General features: G+C 51.8%; 7 protein-coding genes and 3 pseudogenes. 5 read left to right on the top strand and 5 right to left on the bottom strand.

Going from position 1 to position 11,326, the window contains the following annotated elements:
- Positions 1-143 precede the first annotated feature (143 nt).
- On the bottom strand, positions 144-752 hold the full coding sequence (gene cysC / locus CE491_RS00880) for an adenylyl-sulfate kinase (protein WP_110946495.1): 609 nt from the start codon (positions 750-752) through the stop codon (positions 144-146).
- 366 nt (positions 753-1,118) lie between these two features.
- Between cysC and CE491_RS00875 the strand changes: the two genes are divergently transcribed.
- Positions 1,119-2,282, top strand: coding sequence for a hypothetical protein (locus tag CE491_RS00875; RefSeq protein WP_199884925.1), 1,164 nt, complete (start codon positions 1,119-1,121; stop codon positions 2,280-2,282).
- 127 nt (positions 2,283-2,409) lie between these two features.
- On the top strand, positions 2,410-3,540 hold the full coding sequence (locus tag CE491_RS00870) for an acyltransferase family protein (protein WP_110946493.1): 1,131 nt from the start codon (positions 2,410-2,412) through the stop codon (positions 3,538-3,540).
- Positions 3,541-3,650: 110 nt separating this feature from the next.
- Here CE491_RS00870 and CE491_RS00865 read toward each other — a convergent pair whose 3' ends face one another.
- The 4 genes from CE491_RS00865 to CE491_RS00850 all read right to left on the bottom strand — a co-directional run bounded on the left by CE491_RS00865 (position 3,651) and on the right by CE491_RS00850 (position 7,943).
- Positions 3,651-4,850 (bottom strand): glycosyltransferase family protein, encoded by a 1,200-nt coding sequence (locus tag CE491_RS00865; protein ID WP_110946492.1) that lies wholly within the window; start codon positions 4,848-4,850, stop codon positions 3,651-3,653.
- Complete coding sequence (locus CE491_RS00860) at positions 4,847-5,572, bottom strand: ABC transporter ATP-binding protein (RefSeq protein ID WP_110946491.1); 726 nt, start codon at positions 5,570-5,572, stop codon at positions 4,847-4,849. Before CE491_RS00860 ends, CE491_RS00865 begins: the two co-directional genes overlap by 4 nt.
- A 2-nt stretch (positions 5,573-5,574) precedes the next feature.
- Positions 5,575-6,366: an ABC transporter permease gene (locus tag CE491_RS00855; RefSeq protein ID WP_110946490.1), complete on the bottom strand. Its 792-nt coding sequence runs from the start codon at positions 6,364-6,366 to the stop codon at positions 5,575-5,577.
- Between the two features lie 137 nt (positions 6,367-6,503).
- A complete protein-coding gene (locus CE491_RS00850) occupies positions 6,504-7,943 on the bottom strand; it encodes a mannose-1-phosphate guanylyltransferase/mannose-6-phosphate isomerase (RefSeq protein ID WP_110946489.1) in 1,440 nt (479 codons plus the stop codon).
- Between the two features lie 249 nt (positions 7,944-8,192).
- Here CE491_RS00850 and CE491_RS00845 point away from each other — a divergent pair.
- The 3 pseudogenes from CE491_RS00845 to CE491_RS00835 form a co-directional block, all read left to right on the top strand.
- Positions 8,193-8,330, top strand: a pseudogene (locus CE491_RS00845) (IS3 family transposase); the annotation flags it as partial.
- Between the two features lie 282 nt (positions 8,331-8,612).
- Positions 8,613-10,376 (top strand): annotated as a pseudogene (locus CE491_RS00840) (type I secretion system permease/ATPase).
- Positions 10,377-10,389: 13 nt separating this feature from the next.
- Positions 10,390-11,326: pseudogene (locus CE491_RS00835) on the top strand (HlyD family type I secretion periplasmic adaptor subunit); the annotation flags it as partial.

The following is an 11,326-nucleotide window of genomic DNA, read 5'->3' as shown; positions in this document are numbered from 1 at the left end:
GTTCGTAACGCTTTGCCATGCGGGCCTCCAGCCAATCATGGCGGCAATTCTACCCTGCCGACTTTTCGTACAAAACCTAAGCAGGCGCCAAAACCAGCGGTGGGCCATGTAAGCAAACGGCTAGGTCGGTTCGGACCCAAAGTCTAGCTGAGTATTTTTGATTGGCGGGCAGCCAGGTGCATAAGAACCAATTCAACAGCACTTTCTGGGGCCACAAGCGACGTGTCGATCCTGATGTCCGGGTGCTCTGGCGGTTCGTATGGAGAATGAATGCCCGTAAAGTCTTTTATGGCGCCGCTCCTAGCGGCTCGATAAAGGCCTTTTGGATCTCGGCGTTCGCATATATCTAACGCAGTGTCTACGTACACTTCAATAAAATGCTCGCTCCCGATAGCTTCTCTAGCAGTCTGTCTGTCTGTGGTAAAAGGGGAAATAAAGGCCGTGATGACGATAAGTCCAGCATCCAAAAGCAATTTAGCGACTTCCGTAGCCCTTCTTATATTTTCCTGCCTGTCCTTATCGCTGAAACCTAAATCCCGACATAGCCCGGACCTCAAATTGTCACCATCCAGCACGAACGTGTGATGCCCTTGTGCTATTAGGGCGATCTCCAACGCGTTAGCCAACGTTGACTTTCCCGCGCCACTGAGTCCGGTGAGCCAGATCGTAACCGGGATTTGACTCTTCATTTTGGACCGGTCAATACGGTCGGTCGTTAATTTTTGAGGCTGATTGCTGGACTGAGTAGTCATGAGCGCCCTCTGGTGATTAATTTTTGACAGATCGTAGCATTATAATTTAAGAAGTGCCTTGATATTGCGATTTGGTACGGAGTTGTCCGTCCAGTCAGGATTGCTTGAAAGGTTTTTCTACTTCATATTCTCCACATTGGATGCGCTGCGACGCAACGGCTAAAGGTCGGGAGTTAGGTCTATCTTATCATCCGGCCGTCGAGGCGATCTAGGCTTCGGATGGCGCATCATGGTAGTGTAGCCCTACGAAGTATAAAGTATGCCTATCGGAATCCCAGTAAAATGAAAATATACCACTATCATCTGAAAAAAACTGGAGGCACGACTCTTAACTCTTGGTTAGGTATGCTAGTGCCAGATCAGCGTATGTGGCAGCCTCTTGCGGCACGTGAAATAATACCAGGCTCAATGAATGGTGATTATCTCCGTGAATTGGAGGTAAAAGCCGCAATCGCGCCGTTTTGTGCTGACGTAATATACGATCACTATCCGCTGTCGAAACATTTGAATGAGTCGACATACTCATTTACTTTTCTAAGGGAGCCCGTGCAAAGGTTGTTGTCTCAGATCAAAGATTGGCGGCGGCTTCGTGTGGAACAAATTAGTGCAATTGATCCGGATTTGAGTGAGTGTATAACAGACGCAAGCGAGCTATCGATCAACGATTTTTTGATCCGATATCATCACTCACCAATCGGGGCGCTGTTGGATAACTATCAGGTAAAGGCGATAGCGGCCTCGAGTATCGGTCTTGAAGCTTACTCTATAAGCGATATGAGTCAGTTACTGGATATTGCGCTCTTGGCTTTGAATGAAAATTTTAATTTTGTAGGGCTTGCCGAGCGTCATTTTGAGTCAAGAACCTTTTTAGCAAGTCAGCTCACAGTTCCCCCTGTCGAAAAGCTTGCTAATCTTAACGTTGCCGCCGCCGACCCTGGTTTTACTCAGCAAGTCACCATGGCAGGGCTGACAATTGAGAGATGTACAAAATTTGACGTAGTGCTTTACGATGAGGCGCGCCGGCTATTTGAGTCCAGCCTGAGAGGTGCGGAAAAATACGATTTCGCAAGATTCGAGACGCGTGATGCAGAAAGAGTTTTAGCAAAAATGGCGGGATATCCGCGAGACGCTGGTATCGCCTTCTCTGTTCGTGACGCCGTGTATGGAGAAGGTTTTCATTCGCGAGACGCGCCTGGCGGCTCAAACTGTGCTCTCTGGGGTGGACCTGGCTTGAACACAGTGCTCTACATGCCAGTAGCACCCGACGCCGAAATCGAAATTATGCTGTGGATACGTGGGTATGCTGACGAAACTATCAGAGAGAATCTCAAACTCGCTGTGGACGGCGTACCCGTTGAACATTTCTATTCACCGGCCGCCGGTGCTCTGGAAGTGCTCACAGGAAGGTTGAAAACCCAGCGGCCATTCGTCAGGCTTGAGATAACCGCCAATCACTCTGTCACCTCCCCTGGCCTGGATGAGCGTCACCGGACATTTTGCTTTGACTCATATGGGTGGCGCATGCGTTAGCTTGGTAAGCGTTGGCATCTAATATTGCTCAAGGAAGCATCATTTTACTAAAGAGGCGATGTTAAGATGCCGCGCGAATACCACAGCCAGCGTGTGGGAAAGCAATTAGCCTGTTGGAGTGTCCCGCGTGGATAAAATTGGTAATAGCAAGCTTCCAGCCTCATTGTCAGTTTACCTCGACCTTCTTAGAGTCTTTGCCGCACTCCTAGTGATGGTTTCACATTATCCCCTCACTTCGGCGACTGAAAAGTTTCTGACGTCAACAAACTTTGCATATGATGCTGTCGTTGTTTTTTTTGTCTTATCTGGTTACGTCATAAGCTACGCGGCTACCACGTTGGAGCGTAGTTTGAAGCAGTTCACCATCAATCGAATTGCCAGGATTATGCCGGTGGCAATTGCAGCGGTGCTCCTTTCTGCCGCATTCTATTGGGCGGTCGGCGCCGAAAGGGTAGACCTGTACGGCGATCCTGCTCTTCGAGCACGCTGGCCAGAGATGTTTCTTTATGCGCTTTCGTTCACTAACCAGGCATGGACTAACAACGTTGTGCCATTTGGGAATGGGCCGTATTGGTCATTGGCGTTTGAAGTCTGGTGCTATGCGTTCTACGCATTAATCGTATTTTGCCGCGGTGGTTCGCGAGTAATAGCAATTTTGCTCTTGGCTGTTCTTTTGGGGTCCAAGCAAGTAATTATCTTGCCTATGTGGCTTGCTGGATCAATGGCGTATCATTTGTCGTCAAGGGTCGAGCCGAAAAGAGTATCTGCCTGGTTACTGGTGTTGCTGCCAGTCGTCGTTTACGGTTTTATACAGATACCCATGCCTCGTGATTGGTCATACGCTTATGTCGGAAGTCATGTCGAGGCATTGATAGGGTTCGGCCTTGATGGAGCTGCTAACTTTGGGTGGGGGTACATCCTTGCGATTTTGTTCAGCCTCCATTTATTCGGGGTTGCGGCTGTCGCTCAAACGATGAGTTTGCCTGAGGGCAACTTTGCGGTGAGGTCAATCAGATTTTTGGCAGGCTATACGTTCACGCTATACTTACTTCACATGCCGCTCATTAAGTTTTTTATGAGTATCATGGGCTTTACGCGATCAGATTACATTTTGAGCTATGAGCTCATATGCTACGCACTGACCTTCATATGCGTATATGTTGTAGGTAATCTCGTAGAGCATAAAAAATATACATACAGGCGATGGGTTGAGGCTGGGTTGGATCGTCTCATCCCGAAGCTAAGAGGTATCGGGTAATTAGATGTATCGCTGCGGTTGTTAGCTATGCCGGACGTCCCAGAGACGCGCGAACTAGAATTAGATCAGAGGGGGGCATCCCCCCACCCTCCAGTCTCTCTCCGAGTCTGTCAGCTTGCTGGTTTAGCCAAGAAGTTTAGATAAAAATTGGTCTGAAGAGTAGCGTGATCTACAGTTGTTGGCACGTCGTTAGTCGGATGATAGCGATCATAGTTTATTGTTTTGATACGGAGTTCCTCGATATTTCCGATTTCAAAAAACTCGAAGTTATCTCGTAGCTTAAACTTCATGTAGTCTAAGAACGCAAAGTTCCGAGATACGATCATCCTTTGCGATAGCTCGGCCACCTCGCTGCAAATTGCCGACGCTTCCTGACCTACTTCGCGATAAGGCAACCAGGCACAATCGACGCCCGCGATGGCTCTGTACATTGCGTTATCATCAACGCTGCCCATGAAATAGGTGCGACCCAGCACCTTGTTCTTCTTTGCAAGATCAATGAGGTGATCAATTTGCGAGTTATCTGAACCTTTAATTGAGTTTGGGTGCAAGCCCGAAAAAATTAAAAGTTTATAGTCTTCGGGCAAGCGGGCTGCGCACTTTATCGCAAAATCGAAACCCTTATACCAGCCGAAGAATCCAAACACTCCTATGATTTTGCTTGATTCATCTAGGTTGAGCTTGTTGAGAAGTTCATCCCGACAATCATTGTGATTAAATTGTACCTTCTCTTCTTCGGTTGTATAACATAGAGGATGGCAGTCAACATTTGTAATTTTAAACCGCTGTTGGAGAATCGCTTTTGTTGTGTCGGTGTGTACAATCACTTTCACTTTATTTTTTTTTATAAACTGCAGGAGGTTGAGTTCGGACTTGGCCAGCTTGGAGTTTCGAAGGTCGTTAATGTAGCCCAGCGCCGTAGATCTAGGGCGCAATACCCATTTAAACCAGGAGGGAAATACAGTCTCTGCGGAAGATGCCCGGCTAACCACTGTGTGTAATGTAATGGTCGAGTTGGCATTGGCCGAGAGAATGCGCTTGATTCGAGAAATCGCAACATCGATGGAGTCTGAAAACAGACTGTATTCACATTGGACTGTGACGGCATCGAAGTTCTTGAGTTCGCGGCAGAGGTTGTCGACGAAGCGCTCACCTGCCGCCTCCGTGGCTCCAAAGGTTTTTTTCAGCTCCTGGCGAGGAAGCTCAAATACGGTGACTTCATTTTCTTTAGAAAAATTCTTGTATAGAATTTCCGAAAATCTTGCGATCCCGCATTCAAGGTTGTAGGACGAAACAATAGCGATCTTCATGACTGCTCACCGATTAGAAAGTCTTCAATAATTTTGCCATGCTCAAGTCGAACACATCTATTACATGCTTTTTTTATGAGCTCCGGCGAGTGGGACGCTAGGACTAATATCGAGGCCTTAGAGGTCATTTCATTCAGGCGATTGTTAGCTTCTTCTTGGAACTGCGCATCGCCCACTCCGAGCCACTCATCCATGAGAATGATGTCTGCAGGAAAAGCTGTGGAGATGGAGAAGCCTAGTCTTACGAGCATGCCAGACGAGTATGTTCGGATTGGCAAACGCAGATAGTCGCCAAGGCCTGAGAACTCAGCAATATCGCTGACGGTTTTCTTTATCTCATTTGGCTTGACGCCGAGTATGGCGCCCCGCAGGAATATGTTTTCATAGCCTGTGGCTTCCATTTCCATACCCAAGGTCAGATCCAGCAGTGACGTGACCTTGCCGCGTGCTTTGAGCACCCCGGAGGTTGGCCAATAGACTTGAGCCATTACCTTCAACAGTGTGCTTTTACCCGAACCGTTATGGCCTAGGAGACCAAGCTTGTCGCCCGCCTTGACCTCGAGATCGATACAGTCCAATGCCCGAATGCTCAGGTGGTTTTTGGAATCCTGGCCGACTCGGCCACCGGTTACCCAAGACAGTGCATCCTTTTTAAACGACCGCCGTGCTAAATCAAGAATAGGGTAATCGACTGTCACAGATTCTGCAGTTATATAATTCATTGTTAGAGCCAGTATGGAATATTTTTACGATTGAGGTACAGCGCGAAAAATGCACATATCCATAGTGCAACGCCGATTACCGCAACCAGTATTGCCGAGTTCATTGGCCAATAACCATTCAGCATTGGTTTCCGTACCAGGTCAATCAAGTACACAAAGAAATTGTATTTAATGACGGATTCGAGGCCAGCAACCTGGTTCGGATGCCACATAACGGGCGTGACAAAAAACAGTAACTGCATACCGCTTGATATCATTGGGAGCACGTCACGATACCGAGCGCATAATATAGCCAGCAGTGCAACCAGTGGCGTTAGGGAGAAGACGATCATACCGATACCTAACACTGAAACTGCAAAGCCATACAGCGTGAGGTACCCATACCACATCAATAGCGGGACTAAGATTATGTAGCTGTGAAGGAAGATTATTATGTTCCTGAACACTACCCTCATCAGATGGACGAATATGGGCATGTTAACTTGTTTGATGATGTGCCCGGATCCAATGATTGCGCTAGCCCCCTCCGTAACAAGCGTTACAATGAAGGTCCAGACGATGATCCCGCATGCAAGGAATGGCAAATACTCCTTAAGGTCCAGGTTGAGTAGGCGAGAATATACAAGGCCGAGCCCCAACACAAAGAACATCGACGTTAACGTGATCCAGAATGGACCAATTACAGATCGTCGATAGCGGCCCTTTACGTCTTGGAGTGCAAGTAGATACCACGCGTGCCAACCTCCCCTGAAAGTAGTTAATTCTCTGTAGAGAAAGTCTAAAATTCCCACCATTACCTCTCAATTTAAACATTTCTTGTGTGGCTCCTCAGCTAATCCTATTGGTGGAGTGCTGAGGATCCGTTGCCTAAGTCATCCCGTTTCAGCAGCGTCTATATGCCTGCAGTGATGACTTTACGCGGAGTAGACTTTTAATTCACCCGGCCGTACTTGTCTTCATATCGCACAATGTCATCCTCACCAAGGTAATCGCCGCTCTGCACTTCGATCAGCACCAGGTCGATGACCCCTGGATTTGTAAGGCGGTGCTGATGCCCTGCACGGATGAAGGTTGACTCATTTGTGTTGAGCATAAGTTCTTGGTCATCATTTACTACGACCGCCATGCCACTGACAACGATCCAGTGCTCGCTGCGATGATGATGCATCTGCAGTGAAAGCGATGCCTTCGGCTTGACGACGATGCGCTTGATTTTGAAGCGCTCGCCATTTTCGAGCGTCGTGTAGGTACCCCACGGGCGATGGACCGTCTGGTGAAGCTGGTGCAGCGTATGCCCGGATTTTTTCAGTTGAGTAACGATGTGCTTGACGTCTTGCGCATGATCCTTATGGGTGATCATGAGCGCGTCGGCGGTGTCGATTACCAACAGATCTTCAACTCCAACAAGCGCGGTGAGTCGCTCCTCACTGTTGACGTAGTTGTTGCGCGCGCCGTGGGACAGAACTTCGCCCTCGAATCGGTTGCCGTCAGCGTCTGCAGTCGTGAGTTCGCTCACGGCATTCCATGAGCCGATGTCGCTCCAGCCAATGTTACATGGGACGGTTGCTACCCTGCTTGAACGTTCCATAAGCGCGTAGTCAACTGAGATATCCGGGACCCCGGCGAAGGAGTCCGCATCGACGTTCAGGCAACGATAACCTTCGCCTTTTGTCTCCCGGGAAAAGCTGATCGATTCTGCTGCGGCGGCCAGAACGTCGGGTGCATGCTTTGAGAGCTCTTCCAGGACCGCACCCACCTGGAAGCAGAACATCCCGGAGTTCCAGAAATAATTGCCAGCTGCGACGTAGGACTGGGCTGTCGCCAAGTCGGGCTTTTCGACAAAACGCGCCACCTTAAGGCCGCTTTCGCTTGGGATCGGAGCACCAGCTTCGATGTATCCAAACCCTGTCTCTGGGTACTGTGGCTTGATGCCGAAGGTTACGAGCCAGCCCTCTCCTGCGAGCCGAACTGCTTTAGCAACAGCCTCGGCGAAAGCCGTCTCGTTCTGAATAAGGTGGTCAGCAGCAAGAACCAGCATAAAAGCTTCAGATCCGTGTGCGTCTTTGAGCTGAAGCGCGGCCATTGCGACTGCGGCGGCCGTATTACGGCCGAATGGCTCAAGAATGAAGGCTTGAGTAGGTCCGGATGCAGTGACCTTGCGATATTCATCTTCCGTTTTGAACAAGAGCTCTTTGTTCGTCACGGTAAGGATCTCTGATACTCCCTCCAGAGCAGACGCTCGCAGAAATGTTTTTTGAATGAGATTTTGTCCGTCCGGAAGCGTCATGAATGGCTTGGGATGGGTCTCCCGAGATACAGGCCACAGTCTGCTGCCTACGCCGCCAGACATAATTACGGGTATTAAATCCATATGGTAAATCCTTTCGCGTAGCTAAGTGGCGAGGTGCGTGTACGCCAGACTATTTACGTCTAGCCTGCCGTTGACGGATACGATAGGCACAGGCGTGTGTCCCTCCAACCGATAACCGTCTATGCGTTAAGGTGGCAAGAATATCAGAGTGGGGCGGAGATGCGGGCCCCCGAATCTGATTGCGGACCGTAGGCAAATTCTACAGCCCTATCCGCGCGCTAAACCTAGCCAAAGAACTGCACCCCACCGACGGTCCAACAAGCTCAGCGGGATATCAGCCATTTTTTGATGCACCGGTACAACTGGATTCGACCGCACCAATTTAATGGTGGGCTGCCACCGGCTCAGGCCGAGGAAAAACTTAACGTCGTGTCCGGGATCAGTTGACCACTACAGATGAGGTTCATGCGAGCAACGGTAGTGGCACGCCACCCCCCAACCGCTGCAACATCAAACCAGCATTAGCCATGCTTGATCGGGATGTATTTCGGGTCAGCAGTCCGTCGGATTGCGCATGGTGGCGAATAACACCGGTTGCCCACTGTCGAGATAGCAGGAAATGAATCTGAGCGCGGGACGCTACGTCGGTTGACGGCTCTTATTGCCGCCGGCCTTAGCCATTGCCGACTTCCTCGGCTTCGCAGCCCTCTGTCTTAAGTCATGGACTATATGAATCGCTCACACCAAAATAACCTGCAAGCGGCGCTCAAGGCTTGTCGCGGGAGTTTCCTCTCGGTCGGGTTCTTCAGTCTTTTCGTCAATACGTTGATGCTCGTTCCGACTTTTTACATGATTCAGGTCTCGGGACGGGTGGTGCCGAGCAGCAGCACGTCCACGCTGATCATGCTCACCCTTATTCTCACCATCCTGATGCTGACGCTGGGGGCGCTGGAGTGGGTGCGGTCGCGCATCATGGTGCGCATCAGCAATCGGCTGGATGTGTTGCTGAGTCGCGACGTGTACCGCGCAAGTTTCCGGAAAGCGCTGAACAGCGGTGGTATGGACGCGTCAGCGCAATCGCTGAATGACCTGACCTCGCTGCGGCAATTTCTCACCGCAACGGTCTGTTTGCGTTTTTCGATGCGCCGTGGCTTCCGGTGTACACCGCGGTGATGTTTCTGTTTCACCCCTGGTTTGGCTGGATGACGGTTGTTTCGGCGGTTGTGTTGGTGGTGCTGGCTTACGTCAATCACCGCTGCACCGGCGGCGCGCTGGCTGAGGCCAACAAACAAAGCCTCACTGCCACCCTTGCAAACCACCAAAAGCTTGCGCAACGCCGAAGTCATCGAGTCGATGGGTATGCTCGACACCCTGATGAGGCGCTGGGCGGTTCGGCAGCGGCGCGTGCTGGTGTTGCAGTCCGGGGCTAGCGACAAGAGTGGCGTGCTCACCTCCATTTCGAAAACGTTCCGGGCGTGGGCGCAGTCGATGATGCTGGCGGCGGGCGCTTATCTGGCGATCACCCACGAAATCAATCCCGGTTTGATGATGGCCGGCTCTATCCTGCTGGGCCGTGCGCTTTCGCCTATCGATCGGATGATCGGCAGCTGGAAAGGCTTCGTCGCTGCGCGCGTGCAGTACCAGCGTTTGAATGAAACCCTGGACAAACTCCATGCCGAGCCCGAGCGCATGTCGCTGCCCGATCCGGAAGGGCACGTGCAGGTTGAAAGCCTGTTCGTGGCGCCCCCCGGGTGCGAAAGCAGCGGTGGTTAAAAACATCAGTGTCGTGACCCCCGCCGGCAGCATCGTCGGCATTGTCGGGCCCAGCGCGGCAGGCAAGTCGACCTTGGCGCGCGCCCTACTCGGCATCTGGCCGCCGCAGCATGGCGTGGTGAGGCTCGATGGCGCTGACATTAGCGCCTGGGACAAACAAAAGCTCGGGCCGCACTTGGGCTACCTTCCTCAGGACATCGAGCTATTCGAAGGCAGAATCAGCGACAACATCGCCCGCTTTGCCAATGTCGACCCCGAGAAGGTCGTGGTGGCGGCCCGTATTGCGGGCGTCCACGAGATGATCCTGCGACTGCCGGATGGCTACGACACGGTGATCGGCAGCGAGGGCGTCAACCTGTCCGGCGGTCAGCGTCAGCGCGTTGGTCTGGCCCGTGCGGTGTACGGTAGCCCTCGGTTGATTGTGCTGGATGAGCCTAACTCCAACCTTGATGAAGTGTGCGAGCGCGCGCTCGGCGTCGCGTTGCAGAAGATGAACAGACCGGCGCGACAGTGTTTATCATTTCTCACCGTCCCAATGTCCTTTCACGACTGGACCGGATCATGGTGTTGAACGGCGGCGCAATGACGATGTACGGCCCCCGTGATCAGGTGATTGCCGAACTGGCTCAGCAACAGGCCAGAGCTCAAGCCCAGGCACAGGGTCAAACCCCGCCCAGGGTCGCTCCGGAATCGAGCGGCGGCATTCAGCCCAGCGCCTGACAGGAATTTTTGAATGACCAACGACCCGATTACTATGCTCGATGAGCATTCGGAAGACATGCCGACTTCCGACCGGGGCATTCGCCGTGTCGGGATGACCATTGTTTTGGTGACTTTCGGCTTGTTCGGCACCTGGGCGGCCGTCGCCCCGCTGGGCAACGCGGTTTACGGTTCCGGTGTTGTCACCGTGCAGAGCTACCGCAAAACCGTTCAGCACCTTGAGGGCGGGATTGTCAAAGAGCTACGCGCCCGTGATGGCGATACGGTGCACAAAGGTGATCCATTGATCATCCTTGACGATGGCCAGCTCAGTTCAGAGTACGAATCCACCCGCAACCAGCTAATCACTGCCCGCGCCAAAGAGGCGAGGCTTCGTGCCGAACGTGACGATTTGCCATCGATCCCGGCGTTGCAAATCGACGGCGTCGAAAGTGATCGAGCTCGCGAAGCCATTGATGGTGAAGCTCAGGTGTTCAGGTCGCGGCACGACGCGCGCCTGGGCGAGATATCCGTGCAGAAAGAGCGTGTCGGTCAATTGAAGCAGCAAATCGTCGGCCTTGACGACATGATCGCGACAAAGGTCAGTCTTGAAAAATCCTACGCTGGTGAGATCACCGAGCTGAAGGACTTGCTTCGTCAGGGCTTCGTTGACATGCAGCGCTTGCTTGAACAGGAACGTAAGCTGGACATGCTGAAGTCAGAGGTTGCTGACATCAGTCGACGATCACCAAAACGCGGCTGCAAATCAACGAAACCGAGATGCAGATTGTTCAGACCAACCAGAAATTCAGCTCTGATGTGGCCAAGGCTTTGAGCGACGTGCAGGCGCAGGTCTTCGACTTGCAAGAGAAAGCCAGCGCGCTCAGGGACAGGCTGTCGCGCATCGTTATCCGCGCCCCCGAAGACGGGATGGTGCTGGACATGAAAGTGCACACCATTGGGGGGGGGGG

This window comes from Pseudomonas bohemica (genome assembly GCF_002934685.1).
In the GTDB taxonomy this organism is placed as follows: Bacteria; Pseudomonadota; Gammaproteobacteria; order Pseudomonadales; family Pseudomonadaceae; genus Aquipseudomonas; species Aquipseudomonas bohemica.
Note: the sequence above shows the minus strand (reverse complement) of the source record. Positions and strands in the feature narration are given on the sequence as shown.